General features: G+C 64.1%; 19 protein-coding genes and 1 tRNA gene. 12 read left to right on the plus strand and 8 right to left on the minus strand.

Annotated features, from left to right (window positions below; all coding sequences use genetic code 11):
• Positions 1-34: 34 nt before the first annotated feature.
• On the minus strand, positions 35-1,873 hold the full coding sequence (locus AC1RUK_RS02155; RefSeq protein ID WP_481836956.1) for a M3 family oligoendopeptidase: 1,839 nt from the start codon (positions 1,871-1,873) through the stop codon (positions 35-37).
• A gap of 143 nt (positions 1,874-2,016) precedes the next feature.
• Between AC1RUK_RS02155 and AC1RUK_RS02160 the strand changes: the two genes are divergently transcribed.
• From AC1RUK_RS02160 to AC1RUK_RS02175, 4 genes are all read left to right on the plus strand, one after another.
• Positions 2,017-3,561, plus strand: a complete 1,545-nt coding sequence (locus AC1RUK_RS02160; RefSeq protein WP_481836955.1) for a sigma-54-dependent transcriptional regulator — start codon at positions 2,017-2,019, stop codon at positions 3,559-3,561.
• A gap of 393 nt (positions 3,562-3,954) precedes the next feature.
• Positions 3,955-5,802 (plus strand): peptidoglycan L,D-endopeptidase MepK, encoded by a 1,848-nt coding sequence (mepK, locus tag AC1RUK_RS02165; RefSeq protein ID WP_481836954.1) that lies wholly within the window; start codon positions 3,955-3,957, stop codon positions 5,800-5,802.
• A gap of 145 nt (positions 5,803-5,947) precedes the next feature.
• Positions 5,948-6,021 (plus strand) — tRNA-Gln (locus AC1RUK_RS02170).
• Positions 6,022-6,156: 135 nt separating this feature from the next.
• Positions 6,157-6,333 (plus strand): hypothetical protein, encoded by a 177-nt coding sequence (locus AC1RUK_RS02175; RefSeq protein ID WP_481836953.1) that lies wholly within the window; start codon positions 6,157-6,159, stop codon positions 6,331-6,333.
• 71 nt (positions 6,334-6,404) lie between these two features.
• Here the strand turns inward: AC1RUK_RS02175 and AC1RUK_RS02180 are convergent, their stop codons facing one another.
• Positions 6,405-7,043, minus strand: a complete 639-nt coding sequence (locus AC1RUK_RS02180) for a 2-dehydro-3-deoxy-phosphogluconate aldolase (RefSeq protein ID WP_481836952.1) — start codon at positions 7,041-7,043, stop codon at positions 6,405-6,407.
• A 160-nt stretch (positions 7,044-7,203) separates the two neighbouring features.
• On the opposite strand from AC1RUK_RS02180, the gene trhO reads away from it, so the two are divergent.
• Entirely contained in the window at positions 7,204-8,133 is a 930-nt protein-coding gene (gene trhO, locus AC1RUK_RS02185) for an oxygen-dependent tRNA uridine(34) hydroxylase TrhO (RefSeq protein ID WP_481836951.1), read from the plus strand.
• Positions 8,134-8,335: 202 nt separating this feature from the next.
• Positions 8,336-8,758 (plus strand): nuclear transport factor 2 family protein, encoded by a 423-nt coding sequence (locus AC1RUK_RS02190; RefSeq protein ID WP_481836950.1) that lies wholly within the window; start codon positions 8,336-8,338, stop codon positions 8,756-8,758.
• Between the two features lie 17 nt (positions 8,759-8,775).
• Here AC1RUK_RS02190 and AC1RUK_RS02195 read toward each other — a convergent pair whose 3' ends face one another.
• Positions 8,776-9,135, minus strand: a complete 360-nt coding sequence (locus AC1RUK_RS02195; RefSeq protein WP_481836949.1) for a YybH family protein — start codon at positions 9,133-9,135, stop codon at positions 8,776-8,778.
• Positions 9,136-9,331: 196 nt separating this feature from the next.
• On the opposite strand from AC1RUK_RS02195, the gene AC1RUK_RS02200 reads away from it, so the two are divergent.
• Positions 9,332-10,063 carry a tellurite resistance TerB family protein gene (locus tag AC1RUK_RS02200; RefSeq protein WP_481836948.1) on the plus strand — a complete coding sequence of 244 codons (732 nt, stop codon included), beginning with the start codon at positions 9,332-9,334 and terminating at the stop codon, positions 10,061-10,063.
• A 243-nt stretch (positions 10,064-10,306) separates the two neighbouring features.
• Entirely contained in the window at positions 10,307-11,068 is a 762-nt protein-coding gene (locus AC1RUK_RS02205; RefSeq protein ID WP_436173345.1) for an SDR family oxidoreductase, read from the plus strand.
• Between the two features lie 102 nt (positions 11,069-11,170).
• Here AC1RUK_RS02205 and AC1RUK_RS02210 read toward each other — a convergent pair whose 3' ends face one another.
• Positions 11,171-12,355, minus strand: a complete 1,185-nt coding sequence (locus AC1RUK_RS02210) for a pyridoxal phosphate-dependent aminotransferase (protein ID WP_481836947.1) — start codon at positions 12,353-12,355, stop codon at positions 11,171-11,173.
• 83 nt (positions 12,356-12,438) lie between these two features.
• Here AC1RUK_RS02210 and AC1RUK_RS02215 point away from each other — a divergent pair, with 83 nt between their 5' ends.
• Genes AC1RUK_RS02215 through denD form a run of 4 tightly spaced genes read left to right on the plus strand, consistent with a single transcriptional unit; the run spans position 12,439 to position 15,396 of the window.
• Positions 12,439-13,128, plus strand: a complete 690-nt coding sequence (locus tag AC1RUK_RS02215; RefSeq protein ID WP_481836946.1) for a GNAT family N-acetyltransferase — start codon at positions 12,439-12,441, stop codon at positions 13,126-13,128.
• A gap of 10 nt (positions 13,129-13,138) precedes the next feature.
• Complete coding sequence (locus tag AC1RUK_RS02220) at positions 13,139-14,149, plus strand: cation diffusion facilitator family transporter (RefSeq protein WP_481836945.1); 1,011 nt, start codon at positions 13,139-13,141, stop codon at positions 14,147-14,149.
• A gap of 60 nt (positions 14,150-14,209) precedes the next feature.
• Complete coding sequence (locus tag AC1RUK_RS02225; protein WP_120014869.1) at positions 14,210-14,416, plus strand: hypothetical protein; 207 nt, start codon at positions 14,210-14,212, stop codon at positions 14,414-14,416.
• A gap of 2 nt (positions 14,417-14,418) precedes the next feature.
• On the plus strand, positions 14,419-15,396 hold the full coding sequence (denD, locus tag AC1RUK_RS02230; protein ID WP_481836944.1) for a D-erythronate dehydrogenase: 978 nt from the start codon (positions 14,419-14,421) through the stop codon (positions 15,394-15,396).
• Here the strand turns inward: denD and AC1RUK_RS02235 are convergent.
• The 4 genes from AC1RUK_RS02235 to AC1RUK_RS02250 form a co-directional block, all read right to left on the minus strand.
• Positions 15,393-16,577, minus strand: coding sequence for a nickel/cobalt transporter (locus tag AC1RUK_RS02235; RefSeq protein WP_481839605.1), 1,185 nt, complete (start codon positions 16,575-16,577; stop codon positions 15,393-15,395). The genes denD and AC1RUK_RS02235 overlap by 4 nt on opposite strands.
• Positions 16,578-16,585: 8 nt before the next feature.
• Complete coding sequence (locus AC1RUK_RS02240; RefSeq protein WP_481836943.1) at positions 16,586-17,254, minus strand: DUF1007 family protein; 669 nt, start codon at positions 17,252-17,254, stop codon at positions 16,586-16,588.
• 84 nt (positions 17,255-17,338) lie between these two features.
• On the minus strand, positions 17,339-18,238 hold the full coding sequence (locus tag AC1RUK_RS02245; RefSeq protein ID WP_481836942.1) for a LysR family transcriptional regulator: 900 nt from the start codon (positions 18,236-18,238) through the stop codon (positions 17,339-17,341).
• Positions 18,239-18,241: 3 nt separating this feature from the next.
• A complete protein-coding gene (locus AC1RUK_RS02250; RefSeq protein WP_481836941.1) occupies positions 18,242-19,441 on the minus strand; it encodes an amidase in 1,200 nt (399 codons plus the stop codon).
• Between the last annotated feature and the right edge of the window lie 141 nt (positions 19,442-19,582).

Consider the following 19,582-nt stretch of genomic DNA (forward strand, 5'->3'; position numbering starts at 1 on the left):
CTATTTTGACCAAGCCGAGCGTCGAGACAGCCTGTCATTTGTCCAGCGCTTCCAGTTCGTCGATCAGGCCGCCGATCACGCTGAGCCCGATTTGCCAGAAGGCGGGATCGGTGGCGTCGAGGCCGAAGGGCGCGAGAAGCTCGGAATGATGCTTGGTGCCGCCGGCGCGCAGCATCTCGAAATACTTCTCCTGAAAGCCGCGCTCGGCATTCTGGTAGACCGCATAGAGCGAGTTCACCAGGCAATCGCCGAAGGCATAGGCATAGACGTAGAAGGGCGAATGGATGAAGTGCGGGATGTAGGTCCAGAACACTTCGTAGCCGTCGCGCAGCTTGATCGCCGGCCCGAGGCTTTCCGCCTGCACCTCCAGCCAGAACTGGCCGAGCCGGTCGGAGGTCAACTCGCCGTTCTTGCGCTCGGCATGCACCTTGCGCTCGAATTCATAGAACGCGATCTGGCGCACCACGGTGTTGATCATGTCCTCGACCTTCTGGGCGAGCATGGCCTTGCGCTCGCGCCTGTCGGTGGTCTGGTCGAGCAGCGAACGGAAGGTCAGCATCTCGCCGAAGACGGATGCCGTCTCGGCCAGCGTCAGCGGCGTCGAGGCCATCAGCGCGCCCTGGCCACCGGCCAGCACCTGGTGGACGCCGTGGCCAAGCTCATGCGCCAGCGTCATCACATCGCGCGGCTTGCCCATGTAGTTGAGCAGCACATAGGGATGCGCCGACGGCACGGTCGGATGGGCGAAGGCGCCGGGCGACTTGCCTGGCCTGACCGGCGCGTCGATCCAGTTGCGGTCGAAGAAGGTTCGGGCGATTTCCGCCATATCGGGCGAAAAGCGCTGATAGGCCGACAGCACCGTGTCCCTGGCGTCGTCCCAGCGGATGACCGCCTGGGGGGTCTCGGGCAAGGGCGCGTTGCGGTCCCAGTGGTTCATCACCTCCATGCCCAGCCAGCGCGCTTTCATCGCGTAGTAGCGGTGCGACAGGCGCGGATAGGCTTCGCGTACGGCCAGGGCCAGCGCGTCGACCACGCTGCGCTCGACGCGGTTGGCGAGATGGCGTGAATCGGCAATGTCCTCGAAGCCTCGCCAGCGGTCGGAGATTTCCTTGTCCTTGGCCAGTGTGTTGGTGATCAACGTGAAGGTACGCAAATTCTTGCGGAAGGTGGCGGCCAGCGCTTCGGAAGCCTGGCGCCGCACCTCGCCGTCGGCGTCCTGCAGGCGGTTCAGCGCGGGCTCCAGCGCCAGTTCCTCGCCGTCGACGTCAAAGCGCAGATCCGTCATCGTCTCGTCGAACAGCCGGTTCCAGGCGCCGCGCCCGGTGATCGACTTTTCATGGAAGAGCTGCTCGACCCGGTCTTCGAGTTGGAAGGGCTTGTCCTTGCGCAGGTCGAGCACCCAGGGCCGGTAATGGGCGAAGCCAGCGTCGGCTGCGAGTGCGCTCTCGATTATCGCGTCGTCGATCAGGTTCAGCTCGAGCGCGAAGAACAGAAGATGCGCGCTGGCGTCGGTCATCTTCTCCTGGATGTCGCCATAGAGCTTGGCGCGCTGCGGATCGGCCGTGTTGCCGGCATAGACCAGCCCGGCATAGGAGACGATGCGGCCGATCAGTTCCTCCAGTCCCTCATAGGCGCGCAGCGCTTCGCCCAGCTTGCCTGCGCTGCCGCGCCCGGCCTCGGCGGCCAGCGTGCCCTTCCAGCGGCTCTCGAAGGCGGTGGCATCGCTTGCCGCCCTGGCGATGTCGCGCGTCAGCTCGGGAGCCTCCATGCCGGAGTAGAGATCGGCGAGGTTCCATTCCGGCAGATCGCCCAACTCGGACGCGCCGTGACCGATTGCTGGCGCCGCGAGCCGCCGATCGAACATCATGCGCATCAACAATACCTTCCGGAATCAAGGGGAAAGGAGAAGCCGGTCAAATCCTAAGGAATTCGTTCACCGGGTTTTTTGAAACCTTATTTAGAACCCTGTGCCAAGATGATCCATGGGGAATTCTCAGGCGGGCATAAAACACAGTCATGACAGGTTCCATTCTCATAGTCGATGACGATCCCGTGCAGCGCAGGCTGCTCGAGGCGGCGGTGACGAAATTCGGCCACGGCGCGATCGTCGCAGACGGCGGCGAAGCAGGCCTCGCGGTTCTCGACGGCCCCGGTGCGCGCGAGGTCTCGGTGGTCATCCTCGACCTGGTCATGCCGGGCCTCGACGGCATCGGCGTGCTCAAGGCGATGCGCGAGCGCGGCATCCATGTGCCGGTCATCGTGCAGACCGCGCAGGGCGGCATCGAGACCGTCGTTTCGGCGATGCGCCACGGCGCCTTCGACTTCGTCGTCAAGCCGGCCTCGCCCGACAGGCTGCAGACATCGATCGGCAACGCGCTCAAGGTCGAGGCGGTCGAGGACGAGATGAAGCGCACGTCGCGAAGACGCGGCGGCCACCTGACCTTCAAGGACATGATCACCCACAGTCCGGCGATGGACCGGGTGATCCGTCTCGGCCAGAAGGCGGCGGCATCCAACATCCCGATCCTGATCGAAGGCGAATCGGGCGTCGGCAAGGAACTGGTGGCGCGCGCCATCCAGGGCAGCGGCGACCGCCGCTCGAAGCCTTTCGTCACTGTCAATTGCGGCGCCATTCCCGACAATCTGGTCGAATCGATCCTGTTCGGCCACGAGAAGGGCTCGTTCACCGGCGCCACCGAAAAACACACTGGCAAGTTCGTCGAGGCGCATTCGGGCACGCTGTTCCTCGATGAGATTGGCGACCTGCCGCTCGACGTGCAGGTCAAGCTCCTGCGCGCCGTCCAGGATGGCGAGGTCGATCCGGTCGGTGGACGCTCGACCGTCAGAGTCGACATCAGGCTGATCTCGGCGACGCACCGCAACCTCTTGCAGCAGGTCAAGGACGGCAAATTCCGCGAGGATCTGTTCTACCGGCTGAACGTCTATCCGATCTTCGTGCCGCCGCTGCGCGACCGCCGCGACGACATTCCCCATCTGGTCAGGCACTTCATGGAGAAGGTCGCGCCGGCCGATCCGCGCCATCGCCTGCACGGCATTTCGGCCAAGGCGCTTGCCATGCTGCAGGCCTATGACTGGCCGGGCAACATCAGGCAGCTGGAAAACGCCGTCTTCAGGGCCTCGGTGCTCGCCGAGGGCGATGTGCTGACGGAAGAGGAATTCCCGCAGATCCGCGCGCAGCTGGAAGGCACGGTCAATCTCGATGCCGAGGTCGCGATGCCCGGTCCCGGCCCGACTTCCGACGATTCGCCACGCGCCAACGGTGCCGCGGCCGCCGATGAAGGATTTGCCGCCGGCGAAGCTGATCCGCCGACCAGGCTGCAGCCGCGTTTCGGGACGCTCAGGGCACTGGACGAACGCGGCAATGTGCGCGCGCTGGCCGATGTCGAACTTGAAATGATCAAGCTGGCGATCGATCACTATAACGGCCAGATGAGCGAGGTCGCGCGCCGTCTCGGCATCGGCCGCTCGACGCTCTACAGGAAGCTCAAGGAATATGGCATCGACCCGGAAAGCGGCCGCTTCGACCGCCTCGCTTCCTGACGGGCAAGGCCTTGTCCCGCAAGGTCCGGACCAGCTTGCACCCTTAGTTGTCGTGACAAGATCGACGGTTTCAACTGGGCAAGGCGCGGGCCGGGCACGGTGGCGGTTCCGTTCACACATTAAGGCTGACGGTAACAGATCGTGTTTCGATCGGAGGCGGAATCATGATCTAAACCAGCAGTTTACCAAGAAACCCCGTGCATTATTTTTGACGGGATATCGCCACGGTGTTACCGCATTTCGGCTTCAATAAGCGATGATTAACCATTAGGATCGATATTCGGATGTGAACAACCACGCATCCGTTTGGGCAAATCCGGGGACAAACGGCAGCCTGCAAGGCCTTTTGATTTGAACAAAGTCGAACGACACAAAGACGGGCGGCACTATCACATGAGCGTCTGGCCGAGATGGCTGGCAGCGGTGATCCTTGCTGTTTCGTTCCTGTCCGCAGCCGCGACCGGGGCAAGCGCCGATACACGTTCGCTGAAGCTTTATCACCTCCACACGCACGAAAAGGCCGAGATCGTCTACAAGCGAAATGGCCGCTACGTTCCGGAGGGTTTGCGAAAGATCAACATCATCCTGCGCGACTGGCGCCGCAACGAGCCGACCAAGATGGACCCGCGCCTGCTCGATCTGGTGTGGGAAGCCTATCGGCAGAGTGGCGCCACCGACTATATCCAGGTGGTCTGTGGCTATCGCTCGCCGTCGACGAACTCGATGCTGCGCAGCCGCAGCCGGGGCGTCGCCGAGAAAAGCCAGCACATGCTCGGCAAGGCCATGGACTTCTACATTCCAGGCGTGCCGCTGAAGAAGCTGCGCGACATCGGCTTGAGGATGCAAGGCGGCGGCGTCGGCTATTATCCGTCGTCCGGTTCGCCCTTCGTGCACATGGATGTCGGCAATGTGCGTCACTGGCCGGGCATCAGCCGCCAGGAACTCGTCAGGGTATTCCCCAACGGCAAGACGCTGCATGTGCCGAGCGATGGCAAGCCGCTGCCCGGCTATCAGCAGGCCTTGGCCTCCTACAAGGCGCGCAAGGGCTCCGGCTCTCCCGCCATTGAACTGGCCAGCGCCGGCGGCGGTTACAAGAAATCCGGTGGCTTCCTTTCTGCTTTCTTTGGCGGCGGCGACGACGAGGCCGACGACAGTGCCGATGTGGCGAGCGCGGCGCCCGCGCCCAAGCCGAAGGCCGCAAAGCCGGCGGCGAGCGCCAAGCCAAGCAATTTGCCTGGCATAGCCATTGTGTCGCCGAAGGATGCGCAGCGCGCCAACATTCCGCAGCTTGCCGACGAGAACGCAGCCGAACCCGAGCAGCAGCAGGATACGCCGGAGACGATCATCGCGGCGCTGCCCGCGCGCGAGATTCCGTTGCCTGATTTTGCGCCGCGCCCGAAGACCGATGTCGGCCCGCAGACGGCAGAGAACGTTCCGTTCGGCATGGCTGACGCCACCGCAACCACCGAGCAGACGGTGGCGACTGCGCATGCGCCGGTCAGTGTTCCATTCGGCATGACCGAGCCGGCCAATGCGGCTGCCGCCGATCCGGCGCAGGTCGCGGTCAATAACATTCCGCTGCCGAGCTGGCGTCCGGACCTGCCGGCCGATCTTGCACAGCAGGACAAGAATGTGCTGCTCGCGCTGGCTGATACGGCCCAGCACAACACGACCGCGACCGACGCGTTCTCGGTCTTGCCGTCCGCGCGTCCGGATGAGGTCAAGCCGGATCAGGTCGGGCAGGATGAGGTCAAAGCGGTTCTCGAACGGGTCAGCGCGACGAGCGATGCAGGTGCTGCGGCGGGCGCAGACTATCAGGTCGCCTCGATCTCCGAGCCGCGTTCGGCGTTCAACGACCCAGCCGGCGTCGATGCGGCATCGCCGCGCGATGCCATTGCTGCCCGTCCCGCCGGTACCGATCCCGCGCTGGCGATCGGCGCAGGTGTGAAGACGACGCGCAAGGAAGCCAGGGCCACCGCCCGCGATCTGAAGCCAGGCCCGAAGGCGGTGGTGGTTGCCGCCGCGCCGCAGGCGGCGCGCTGGGCGCTGAACAGCAATGAGTATGTCGCCACCGTTTCCAGCCCGACGACAGCGCCGCGCTATGCCTACAACATCGTGCATACGCCGCCGAGCGAGGTCTATACGGCCGGCTTCCAGCCGGAGAGCGAGACGGTGGATCCCAACCGGTTCACCGGCAACGCGGTCAAGTTCCTTTCGGTCGCCCGCTTCCAGACCAAGTAGCGGATCGATCAAGCAAACCAAAGCCGCGCTGGGCAACCGCGCGGCTTTTGCTTTTTCGGGATGTGGCCTGTTGCTGCAGACAGCGAGAACGTCACAGCTCCGCGCTGGCTTTCGTTGCATCGGGATGCTAACCAGCAGGCACCATTCCCGCTTCGTCTAATGGTAGGACAGCGCCCTTTGAAGGCGTGAATCGTGGTTCGAGCCCATGAGCGGGAACCAGCCGGCAACGGCATTTATCCAAGCCTGACGCAGCTTCGAGCCGGCAAGATCACAGCGGACTAAACTTTCTTGTGATGGCGGAACAGCACACGCTTTCCGGGTTAGGATGCGTGCGTTACAACCTTGGGGATATTCATGAAGAACATTCTACTAGCGTCAGTTCTGGCCCCGGCTGCTGTCTCCGCGGCTGTGGCTCCCACGCAGGCCGAAACGGTGATCATCAAGACCGGCAAGCATCACTGCAGGACCAAGGTGGTCACACATTGGGTGCATCACCGCAAGGTCGTCGAAAAGGTCAAAGTCTGTCACTGATCCTGTTCAAGGCAGGAGATTGTGGCCCGGTCGGCGCAAGCCGGCCGGGTCTTGCTTTCGGGAGAAGAGCACTATCGGCCGAGCTTGCTCGCCGCACGCGCCAGGGCTTCGATCTCGTCCCACTTGCCGGCCTTGACCAATTCGTCCGGCGCCACCCAGGAGCCGCCGACGCAGATGACGTTGGGCAGGCTTAGATAGTCGGCGGCGTTCTTGCCGGTGATGCCGCCGGTCGGGCAAAACTTCACGTCGGCGAGCGGCGAGGCGAAGGCTTTCAACGAGGCTATGCCGCCGGACTGTTCGGCCGGGAAGAATTTCAGGAAGCGCAGGCCGGCTTCGCGCGCGGCCATGATTTCGCCGGGCGTGATGGCGCCGGGCAGCAGCGGAACTGGGCTGTTCTTTGCTGCCGCTAGAAGCTCGCGCGTGATGCCGGGGCTGACGATGAACTTCGAGCCGGCGCTAGCTGCTTCGTCGAATTGCTTTGCATCCAAGATGGTGCCGGCGCCGACAACGGCGCCCTCGACTTCGCCGGCCACGCGCCGGATCGCTTCCAGCGCGTCGGCGGTCCTGAGCGTGATCTCGATTGCCGGCAGGCCGCCGGCGGCCAGCGCCCGGGCGAGTGGCACGGCATCCTTGACGTCGGCGATCTTCAGCACCGGGATGACCGGCTGGCCATCGAGGAGCGACAGGAGCTTTTCGGTCTTGCTGGGCATTCGCTTGTCTCTCCGGTATCGATGATTTCAACCGATTAGCAGAAGGCGGATTCCGAGTCCACGAAAGCAGGCGTGTCGCGATGTCACGCGCTCAAACGCCCAAAGCTGTCACGTTCACCCTGCCTTGAATTGGCTTTCAGCGGAGTTTAGTGGCTTGGCGATGACAAGGTCCACCCACGATCAACCTGTTCGCGTCGCCGCGCTCTACCGTTTTGCCCAGCTCGACTGCTTCGAGGCGCTGCGCGCCCCGCTCGCCGCCTTCTGCTGCGGGCGCGGCATCAAGGGCACCCTGCTGCTGGCGCATGAGGGCATCAATGGCACGGTCGCCGGCAGCGAGGCTGATATAGCGGCGCTGATCGAACATCTGGAATCGATCGAAGGGCTGGCCGGGCTCGAAGTCAAATACAGCAGCGCCGCCGAGATGCCGTTTCACCGCATGAAGGTGCGGCTGAAGCGCGAGATCGTCACCATGGGCGTTGAGGATATCGACCCCTCGGCCGGTGCCGGTACCTATGTCGCGCCGGCCGACTGGAACGCGCTGATCTCGGACGCCGACACCGTCGTCATCGATACGCGCAATGCCTACGAAGTGTCGATCGGCACCTTCAAGGGCGCGGTCGATCCGGCGACATCGAGTTTTCGCGAGTTCCCGGCCTGGGTCGAAAAACACCGGGAAGAGTTGGAAGGCCGCAAGGTCGCAATGTTCTGCACCGGCGGCATACGCTGCGAGAAGGCGACGGCCTATGTGAAGTCGCTCGGCTTCGAGGAGGTGTTCCACCTCAAGGGCGGCATTCTCAAATATCTCGAAGAGGTGCCGGCGGAGGAAAGCCTCTGGCAAGGCGAATGCTTCGTCTTCGACGAGCGTGTCTCGGTATCGCATGGCCTCGCCGAGGGCGAGGCCGAGCTCTGCCGCGCCTGCCGGCATCCGCTGATCGCGGAGGACCTGCTGTCGCCGCGCTATGCCGCCGGCATCTCATGCCCGCATTGCTTCGATGCGCGCTCCGATGAGGATCGCGCCCGCTATGCCGAGCGCCAGCGCCAGGTCGAACTCGCGCAGGCGCGTGGTGACGGTCCGCATATCGGCGGCTAGCGGTTAGAATCTGAGACTTGGTGCCCGGGCGAGACACCAGCGGAGGCCCATGTGCCGTCGCCGCGCCCATGCCAGCTGGCGGAAATGTCTCTGGAGGTAGATTGCCGACCCATATACGTTGCGTGCCCCGGCTAGAATTGCACCGTGGAGAGCTGACAGTACGTGCGGTTAAGGTCGGTGTTCTGAACACGGGAATAGAGCGATGCGTGACCCTGCCTATGCTGCGTTTTCCGCGCTCGATCCTTTCTTCGACATCGTTAGGCAGGGCCTGGCAGGCTTTGTCGACGGTGATCACTACTTTGACACGATCGCTGCCGACGCGGTGTTCGAGTTTCGCTATCGATTTCGTGGCTGGCCGTCAAAGCTTGTGGGCCGTGAAGCCCTCATGGCTCTGTATGCGGGTTACGGGGAGGGCATGGTGTTGCATGGCGCGGACGCGCTCGTGGTGAACATTTCCCAGACTCCCGGTGTCGTCATCCTCGAGTATGAAGTTCAGGGCAACGCAGTCGGCTCCGGCAAGCTCTACGAAAACCGCTTCATCTCGGTTGTCACGATTGAAGATCGGAAGATTGTGGGTTGGCGCGACTACATGGACTCGCTGGCGGCGATGTCCGCACTTACCTAGAAGGCTCTAAGGGAAGGCTACACGACGGAGTAGCGATCGATAACCCACAGCCATGTGCCGTCGTCCTGCCGGCGAGCGACCTCGGTGGTTATGCTCCCGTCAGGCAGCTTGGTTGACGTCAGCGCCAGGTCGCCATTGATGAGGGCGGGGCGCTGCTCTCCGGCGGCGAATTTCCGGCCCGTCGCGGTGATTTCGGCGAAGAGCGTTTGGATTGCCTCCCGGCCACGCGTCAACTGACCTTCGCCGCTGTCGACAACGGCGTTTGGCTCGAATAGCGCCACCATTCCGTCGATGTCACCAGCCCATTGGCGGGCAATCAAAAGGCGCTCCAGATCCTGTGGATCCCGCGCCGGCGCGCGGTCTGGTTCAACGGTCACGGCGAACTCCTCCCTCGTCGACAAGGCCGCGACACTAGCCGAAGCCGGGGCCGGTTTCGACACGTCGGTTTCAATTTGCGCCGCCGCCGGCATTTCCAACAAAGCGACCACTTGTCATTGTAATGTCAATGTGCGGGCCCTACCTCTTCGACGTTCGAAACCTGCCCGTTCGGCCGGGTAAATTCTGGAGGCACCGATGTTCGATCCCAAGAAGCTCCTCGACGATCTGCTGGGCTCGCAAATCCCCGGCACGAGCGGCACCGTCCGCGACAAGGCGGGCCAGGCCGTGCAGATGGCCAAGGACAATCCGCTTGCCGCCGGCGCACTGGCTGCGGTGCTGCTTGGAACCGGCGTCGGCCGGCAGGTTACCGGTACGGCTGTGAAGCTTGGCGGACTGGCCGCCATTGGCGGCCTCGCCTACAAGGCCTACCAGAACTACAAGGCCGGCAATGCGCCGGCGCAAACGCCGGCCGCCGGCGAGCCGGAATTGCTGCCGCCGCCCGCCGACACCGCTTTCCATCCGTCACAGGCGCCGCAAGGCGAGGACGAATTCACGCTGACGCTGGTGCGGGCGATGATCTCGGCGGCGAAGGCCGATGGCCATGTCGACGACGAAGAGCGCCAGAAGATCGCCGGCAAGCTCAGCCTGTCCGGCATCGGTACGGAAGCGGAGAAGTTCCTGATGGCCGAACTGGAGAGCCCGCTCGACCTCGATACGCTGGTCGCCGGCGCCAAGACCGATGCGCAGAAGCTCGAACTCTATACGGCCTCGCGCCTCACCATCGATCCCGACACGCGCGCCGAACGCGGCTATCTCGACCTGCTCGCCGGACGTCTCGGCCTGCCGGACGCGCTGGTCGATCATGTCGAGGCGACGGTGTCGGCGGCGAAGGTGCCGGCTGGAACCTCGCCCAATCCGCGCTGGTAGGCTTCAGGCGAGCACTCCGGGCAGCCGAGGTGGACGCCATTGCGTTAGTGCCTCGTTAACCGAGCAAGCGCATCATTCTAAGCAGTCGGACCGGCTTCTCCTCCTCCCAAGCCCGGTTCAGATCAGGGGCGGTCGCCAATGACCGCCCTTTTTGTTGAACGGATCACGAACGGTTCGGCTTGCCATGGGAGCCGTCATTTGCGATGGCACATGTTCTTCCAGCCATGATCAGGGAGGACGGCGATGACAGCCATCACAGAGAAAACCGCCATCGTCACCGGAGCCGGTACGGGCATCGGCAAGAGTGTCGCGACCGCGCTGCTCAAGGCGGGCTGGAACACGGTGTTCTGCGGCCGCCGCAAGGCGGTGCTGGAGGAGGCGATCGCTGAAGCCGGGAAAACGGATGCCAAGGCGCTGGCGGTTGCCTGCGACATCAGCAAGGCCGACCAGGTCGACGATCTTTTCGAGACGGTGCTGGAGGCTTTCGGGCGCGTCGACCTGCTCTTCAACAATGCGGGCATGGGCTACAAGTCGACATTGATCGACGAGATCCCGGTCGAGGTGTGGACCGACATCGTCGGGGTCAATCTCACCGGCTCGTTCTTGTGCGCGCGCGCCGCCTTCGGCGCCATGCGCCGGCAGCAGCCGATGGGAGGTCGCATCATCAACAACGGCTCGGTGTCGGCCTATGCGCCGCGGCCTGGCTCGGTGCCTTACACCGCGACCAAGCACGCCATCACCGGACTGACCAAGACGCTGGCGCTCGACGGCCGGCCCTATGACATCGCCTGCGGCCAGATCGACATCGGCAATGCGCTGACCGACATGGCGCAAGCAATGACGGTCGGCGTGCCGCAGGCCAATGGATCGATCGCCGCCGAAGCAGTGATGGATGTCGAGCGCGTCGCCGACGCTGTGGTCCATATGGCGAGCCTGCCGCTCGACGCCAACGTGCTGTTCATGACCGTGATGGCGACGAAGATGCCGTTCGTCGGGCGTGGGTGAGCAGCCGTTCGCGTAAGCGAATTCATCGTGCCATTGGCACGATGAAGGCCAGCGAACGCCGGGACGCTGCGAAGCAGCGGGGACCCGGCCGGGCGACCTTGGTTACTTCGCCAGGAACGCCTCGATCCGCTCTAGCGCGCGCAGGATGTTCTCCTCGGAATTGGCGTAGGAGAGCCTGACATAGCCTTCGCCGAGAATGCCGAAGTCGGGGCCGCCGATCAGCGCCACGCCGGCTTCCTCGAGTAGCGCCAAGGCAAGTTTTTTCGCTTTCCAGCCGGTCTTTGAGACATTCGGGAAGGCGTAGAAAGCACCCTTCGGCGTGATGCACGAGACGCCGGGCAGAGCGTTCAGCCCCTCGACCACGACCTTCCTGCGGTTGTCGAAGGCGCGCATCATCTTGTCGACGTCGTCCTGCGGTCCGTCGATGGCGGCAATGCCGGCAAACTGGCTCGGCGCGTTGACGCAGGACCAGCAATTGACCGCCAGTTTGCGCACCTTGTCGTAGAGATGGGCGCTCTTGTCGCCATTCGGCCAGATCGACCAGCCCATGCGCCAGCCGGTCATCGCCCAGGTCTTCGACCAGCCATTCAGCACGATCAGCCGGTCGCGGATTTCGGGGAAGGTGAGCAGCGAGCAATGCGCCTCGCCGTCATAGGTCATCACGTCGTAGATCTCGTCGGAGAGGATGGCGACATGCGGGTGGGCTTCCAGCCCTTTCGCGAGTTTCTCGATCTCGGCGCGCGGCGTAACGCCGCCGGTCGGGTTGGCCGGCGAGTTGAGGATCAGGAGCCTGGTCTTCGGCGTGATCAGCGCCAGCGTCTCCTCGGCCGAGAAGGCGAAGCCGTTCTCTTCGCGGATCGGCACCGGAATGGGGGCCGCACCGGTGAATTCGATCATCGAGCGGTAGATTGGAAAGCCGGGATCGGGATAGAGGATTTCCGTCCCCGGTTCGCCGAACATCAGGATCGCGGCGAACATGGTCGGCTTGCCGCCTGGCAGGATCATCACGCTCTCGGGTGAGACTTCGACGCCGGTGGTGGTCAGCGTGCGGCGCACCACCGCTTCGCGCGTCGCCAGCAGGCCGTTGGCCGGCGTGTAGCCATGGTGGCCGTCGCGCAGCGCCTTGATCGCCGCCTCGACGATGTGCTGTGGCGTCCTGAAGTCGGGCTGGCCGATGCCGAGATTGACGATGTCGCGGCCCTGATGGGCAAGCGCCGTGGCGCGCGCGAGCACCGCGAAGGCATTTTCCTCGCCGAGACGGTCGAAGGCTGAAATCGTGTGGAGCATTTTTCCCGTCCCTGTGGTTCTTTCTCTCAGCGTGCGTTTTTGTGAGCGTCCGGCCACAAAAGTCAAACGGATTGGAGCCTTGCGTGTCGGATAATCTCAAGAATTGGCAGCCGCGTCCGCGGCCCGAACGCAAGGTGCTTGAAGGCCGCACTGTCAGGCTTGAGCCGCTGAGTGCCGAAAAGCATGGCGACGGCCTCTACGAAGCGTCATCGGTGCCTGACATCGACGGCCGCTTCGCCTGGCTGCCCGACTATCCGCCGGAAACCCGTGCCGCTTTCCAGCCTTGGCTGGACAAGGTCGAAGCCAGCGAGGATCCGCTGTTCTTCACCGTTATCGACAAGGCCAGCGGCAAGGTCGCCGGACGCCAGACGCTGATGCGCATCGATCCGGCCTATGGCGTCATCGAGATCGGCAACATCTATTGGGGCCCAATCATCTCGCGCAAGCCGGCGGCGACCGAAGCGCAGTTCCTGTTCATGAAGTACATATTCGACGAACTCGGCTATCGCCGTTACGAATGGAAATGCAACAACCGCAACGAGCCGTCGAAGCGCGCGGCCGAGCGTTTCGGCTTCAAGTTCGAGGGCATTTTCCGCCAGCATCTTGTCGTCAAGGGTGAAAACCGCGATACCGCGTGGTACTCGATCATCGACAAGGAATGGCCTGATCTGCGCAGAGCCTATGAGGCATGGCTCGACCCGGCCAATTTCGATGGTGACGGCCGGCAGAAGCGGCGGCTCGAGGAATTTCGCGCCGAGTTCAGCGCGCAATAGGAGCAGGCAGATGGCGCATAGCCACGATCATGGTTCGCATGGGCATGGTTCGCATGGGCACGGTTCGCAAGGGCACAGCCACAGCCATGGCGCCGGCGATGTGCACGGCTCGACCGACAAGAAGCGGGTGCTGATCGCCGCCTGCCTGACGGCAGGCTTCATGGTCGCGGAGGCGCTTGGCGGCCTGCTGACGGGGTCGCTGGCGCTGCTGGCGGATGCCGGCCACATGCTCGCCGATTCGATCGCGCTCGGCCTTGCCTGGTATGCCTTCCATCTCGCCGGACGGCCGGCGACTGTCCGGCTCACCTATGGCTTCGGCCGCGTCAAGACTTTAGTCGCCTATACCAACGGCATCGCCATCTTCGCCATCGCATTGTGGATCGTCTACGAGGCCTGGGGACGGCTGATGACGCCGGCGCCGGTGCTCGGCGGACCGATGCTGGTGGTGGCGATCGTCGGCCTTCTGGTGAACGTCGGTTCGTTCTTCGTGCTGCATGGCGGCGATCGCGACAGCCTCAACATGCGCGGCGCCATCCTGCATGTGTTGGGCGACCTGCTCGGCTCGGCAGCGGCCATCGTGGCCGCGCTGGTCATCCTGGCGACCGGCTGGACGCCCATCGATCCGATCCTGTCGGTGCTGGTCTCGCTGCTGATCCTGTCGACGGCGTGGTCGCTGATGCGCGAAGCCGCCCATGTCCTGCTCGAAGGCGTGCCGGCCAGCCTCGACCGCGATCTCATCGCCAAGGACCTGGAGGGAACGGTGAAGGGCGTACGCGAGGTGCATCACATGCATGTCTGGTCGCTCGACGGCTCAGCCAACATGGCGACGCTGCACGCCTGCCTCAATGACGGGGTCGATGCCCATACCGCGGTCAGCGCCATCAAGAAACGGCTTGCGGCCGAGCACGGCATCAGCCATGCCACTGTCGAACCGGAATTCGGGCACTGCGCCGATGACGAGCATGACCACGACCATGACCATGCACACGGTACGGCGCCGCATCACGGTCACTATCACTGACGCAGGAACTCCTATGACATTGGCAATGAGCCTGATTTTCCGTCGCAGCGGGCGCGCGTGATGGATCGCGATACGCGCAATGCGCTGATCGCGGCGGCATGGATCATGCTGCTGTTCGGCCTCGCCGCCTATTGGCTGCCAACGGTGATGCTGGCGGTCGGCAGCGTCTCGACCGTTCTTGCAGTCATTGTCGCGGCTATCTTCCTGCTGGCGTTGTTCGTCGTGTTCTGGCTGCGCGGCCGCAGCCAACGCAAAAAGGGTCTTTGACAATGCGCATTCTGATCACTGGCGCGGCAGGCATGGTCGGCCGCAAGCTCATTGCCCGGCTGGCGAAAGACCGGACGCTGCGCGGGCAAAGGATCACCGCGCTCGACCTGCACGACATCGTGCCGCCGCAGGCGCCCGCCATCGAAGGCGTCGATGCCTCCATCCATACCGGCGACCTCGCAGCACCCGGCGCGACGGCAAGCCTGGTCGCCTCGCTCCCCGACGTGATCTTTCATCTTGCCGGCATCGTGTCGGGCGAGGCGGAGGCCAATTTCGATCTCGGCTACCGCGTCAATCTCGACGGCACGCGTGCGCTGTTCGATGCCGTCCGGCTGGCGGCGTTCGCGCCACGCCTCGTCTTCACCTCGTCGATCGCCGTGTTCGGCGCGCCGTTTCCGGATGTCATCCCGGACGAGTTCCACCCGACGCCGCTGACGTCCTACGGCACGCAGAAGCTGATGGGCGAGGCGCTGCTTGCCGACTATTCCAGGCGCGGCTTCTTCGACGGCATCGGCATCAGGCTGCCGACCATTTGCGTGCGGCCCGGAAAGCCGAACAAGGCTGCCTCAGGCTTCTTCTCCGGCATCATCCGCGAGCCGTTGAGCGGTCAGGAGGCGATTCTGCCGGTGCCGCGCTCGGTCGTGCACACCCATGCCAGCCCGCGCTCGGCGGTGAACTTCCTGATCCATGCGGCGGGGATCGACGGCAGCGCCGTCGGGTCGCGCCGCAACCTGACCATGCCCGGCGTCGCCGTGACGGTCGGCGAGCAGATCGAGGCGCTGGAACGCGTCGCCGGCGCCAGTGCGGTGAAGCTGATCCGCGAGCAGCCCGACGAGACGGTCTGGGCGATCGTCAAGGGCTGGCCGACGCGGTTCGAGGCGCGGCGTTCGAGGGAACTCGGCTTTAGCGCCGAAGAGAGTTTCGACGAGATCATCCACGCCCATATCGAGGATGAGCTGGACGGCAAGGTCGCGGGTTAAACGCTGCCCGTCAGGCTGGCTGACAGAAGCAGCAATCCGAACAGGAAGACGAAGGCCGCGCCGCCGATCTCGACGATCGAGTGGATGCGGTTGCCCATGCGGCCGTCGCTGGCGAAATAGACGGCCCAGTTCTTGGCGGTGACGGCGAGCGTCGCCAGCGCCGAGACCGTGATCGCCGTGCCGAGCGACATCGCCAGGACCGACAGCAAGCCGCCGAGCCAGAGACCGTTGAGCAGAGCGAAGCTCAGCACGATCAGCGCGCCGGAACAGGGGCGGATGCCGACGGCGGCCACCGCCGACCACGCCGTGCGCCAGTCGAAACGATCGCCCGACAGCAGCGCCGGGTCCGGTGCATGCGAATGGCCGCAGGTCTCGCAGACTTCGCCCGCCGCGTGATCGTGATGGGCATGCGCGCTGTGGTCGTGCGCGCCGTGGCCGTGATGATCGTGGGCATGCGCCCCGTGGTCGTGATCATGCGAATGGTCATGGTCCGTATGATCGTGGTCGTCATGGCTGTGGGCGTGACGCACGTGGGAATGCGCCGAATGGCCATGCGCGGCATGGGAATGGCCCGCATGCGAATGGGCGTGAGCAGCCGAGAGACTGTAGGCCGGGCCGGTGCCGAACAGGCGCAGGACGGTCGGGCCGAGCTTGCGCCACAGCAGCCAGGCACCGAACAGGGTAACGAAGACAAAGCTCATGATCTCCATGAACCATGCAGCGTCGGTCATCGAGACGGTGGTGCCGCGCAGCACGAAATAGGCGAGCAGCATCACGGCGATCGCCGTCAGCCCCTGCAGCAGGGCCGAGACGAAGGACAACAGGATGCCGCGCTTCAGCGCCACTTCGTTGGCCACCATGTAGGACGAGATCACCGCCTTGCCGTGACCGGGGCCAGCGGCGTGGAAAATGCCATAGGCGAAGGACAGCGCTATCAGCAGCCACATCTTGCTGCCGTCCTGGCGCATCGCTTTCATCGCCGTCGCCAGCGCTCGGTAGAACTCCTGCTGTCTGAGATTGATCCACATCAGGATGTGGGCGAAAGGACCGCTGGCGGTGGGGGCCATGCCGTCATTGGTGCCGATGCCGAGCGAGCTCTGGGCATGGGCGGAGCCGAGGAAGTGCGTCATCAGCAGAGCGGCGGCCACGAGGCCGAGCGCCAGGCGCGGGGACGGTTTCATCACCGGATCTATCCTTCTGGCGGGCAGTTCAGTTCGAGCTTGGTGGCGAAGATCTTGCTCATGTCGGTGCCTGTCGGATCGTTGAAGAAGGCTTCCGTCAGGGTCTTCTGGTTCTCGGCTATGGCCTCGTCCGGATCCGGACGGACGACCTTCTTGGTGCATGTCGAGGGCAGGCCTTCGACCGTGATGTTGGAATCCTCGATGAAATCGATCGCCGTGTAGAAGGTCGGGTCGTAGACGCCGATGTCGATCTTGCCGGACAGCTTGATCGGCTGCTTCGGCTCGGACTCGAACAGGATGATCAGCTGGTCGTCCTCGAAATTGGCCATCAGATGCGGCGGCGGCGTCATCGGCACGTCCTTGCCGTCGACGGTGACGAGCTGGAAGTAGTTGAATTCGGCGAGCGAGGCATGAACGGTGTCGGCGACTTCCTTCAGCTCCTTGTCGTCAAGCTTCAGGTCGGAGTTCTTGTCGAACTCCATCATCACCGTACTCGAAAACAGGTCATCGAAGCGCCAGAGATGGCGCAGCGCTTTCACACTTTGGTGATCCGGGCTGAGGATGACGTCAAGGCGGGCCTCGGCGAAGACGTGGGGGTGCGCAGCGGCCGCCCCGACCGCGGCAACTATCGCCGCCATGGCCGAAGCCATCACAATTGCCTGCCGTTTCAGCTGCATTCTCGGTCGCGATTCCATCGACTTCGGTAGGCGTCGAGAGTTACCAGAAACGGGGCGAAATTGGGACCGCCGGGCCGCGACCCGTCAGGCGGCGTCGCGCACCCTGAACCATTGCACCAGGAAATCGACGAAGACGCGGACCTTGGCGGGCAGGTATCGCCGATGCGGATAGACGGCGAAGATGCCGGCGCCCGACAGGATACGGTCGTCCAGCACGGTCACCAATCGGCCGCTCTCGAGATCAGGCGCGGCGATGAAATCCGGCAGTATGGTGAACCCCAGCCCCGACACGGCGGCAGCCCGTGCCGCCATCGGGCTGTTGACCTCGACCGGACCGGAGACCGAAACGCTCACCGTGTCGCTGCCATCGCCCTTGAACTGCCAGTTGTTCAGCCCGCGACCGTTGGTGTCGACGATGCAGGGAATTCGGGCAAGGTCTTGCGGACGCGCCGGCATGCCGTGCCTGGCGATGAGTTCCGGAGAGGCACACAGCCGCACCGAAAACGGCGCCAGGCGCCTGGCGATGAGCGAGGAATTTTCCAGCCGCGAGATGCGCACCGCGAGATCGAAGCCCTCCTCGACCAGGTCAACGAAGCGGTCGTCGAGCTGGATGTCGAGCACGATGTCGGGATGCTGCTTGGCGAAGTCGATCAGCGACTGGCCGATCGGCGCGTCGGCGAAGGTGCGCGGCGCCGAAAGCTTGATGCGGCCGCGCACATCGCCGGAGGATTCGCGCACCGCGTCCGCCAGGCTGTCGACCTCGCGCACGATCTCCGAGGCGCGCCGGTAATAGGTATGGCCGGCTTCGGTCATCGAGAACTGCCGCGTGGTGCGGTTCAACAGCAGCGCGCCGAGTTCGTCCTCCAGTTCGCGCACGTATTTCGACAGCAGCGCCTTGGAACGGCCGATCTTGCGCGCGGCCGCCGAAAAGCCTTCAGCTTCGACCACGTCGATGAAGGCGCGCATCCGGGTCAGCGTGTCCATGGCTCAGGCCTTTCGTGCCGCGTCGAGAAGTTTGCGGCCGAGCCGTATCAGGGCGATGTCGGTTCCGGAAGGGCCGAGCAGCGAGAGGCCGAAGGGCGCGCCGTCGACCGATCCGAGCGGCAGCGTGATCTGCGGAAAACCGGACAGTCCTGAAAGGCACAACAGATGCAGCGCCCTTTCGCGATAGGCCTGAAGCTGCTCCGCCGTGCCGTTGACGAGCGGTGCCGGGCCGGGAACCGTCGGCAGGACGAGAAAGCCATGGTTGCCAAGCAATTTGGCGAGCTCGGTGCGGAAGATCAGCCGGCGCGCCGCCTCTGCCTCAGCGGTCCTGGTGTCGACCGCGCGGCCGAAACCGAAGCGCTCGTCGACGCCGGGACCAAGGTGAGGCTCGCCAGCCGCGATCCAGTCGCCATGCACCTGCCAGGCCTCGTAGGCCTGCAGCCGGCGGAAGCACCAATAGAGCTCGTCGGGGAGAGAGGCGAAGCTGTATTCGACCGGCGCCGGCTCGCCGAAAACGGCTGCCGCCCGCGCTTTCATCTCAGCATATTCGGCGGCCTCGGCTGGCCCGTCGACGAAGGCGTCCAGCCAGCCAATCGAAAGCGGGCGGTTGAGCGCGTGCTGATGCGGGTCATGGCCGAGCAGCAGTTTGCCGACCGCCTCATAGGTCTCGATATCGTCGGCGAACCAGCCGAAGGTGTCGAGGCTTGGCGCCAGTTTCATGGCGCCCTGCAGTGAGATGCGGCCATGCGTGGTGCGCAGCCCAATCAGCCCGCAGAAGCTCGCAGGCGCCCGAATCGAGCCGCCGGTGTCCGAGCCGACGGCAATGTCGGCAAGCCCACCCGCCACCGCGGCGGCCGAACCGGACGAGGAACCGCCGGTGACACGGTCGGGCGCGGCCGGGTTAACCGGAAACGGGAAATGCGCATTCTGGCCCATCAGCGAGAAGGCAAGCTCGTCGGTCTGGGTCTTGCCGACAAATCGCGCACCGGCATCGAGAATCACCTGCACGGCCTCGGCCGTCTGCGAGGCGGGGTGGGCCTCGGCGAATTTGCGCGGGTTGCCGCAGCCGGTGCGGTAGCCGGCGATGTCGTAGATGTCCTTGACGGCGAGCCTGAGGCCCGCCAACGGGCCCAATTGCGCATGCGCCACCGGCATTTGCCGAAGGTCGAGGAAAGCGTTGAGCGGGCCGTGCGTGCCTGTCATCGTTCAATATCCGTATACGGTCATGCGTAGATTGTTCGGTGCCGGAAATTTTACAACCGGGGATACGATTTTTATTGATTGTGAATTCCTTCGCTCTTATATCGCGCTTGCCCAAAGTCGCACGTGCCTGTGGGTGTCCGC

This window comes from Mesorhizobium monacense (assembly GCF_056781675.1).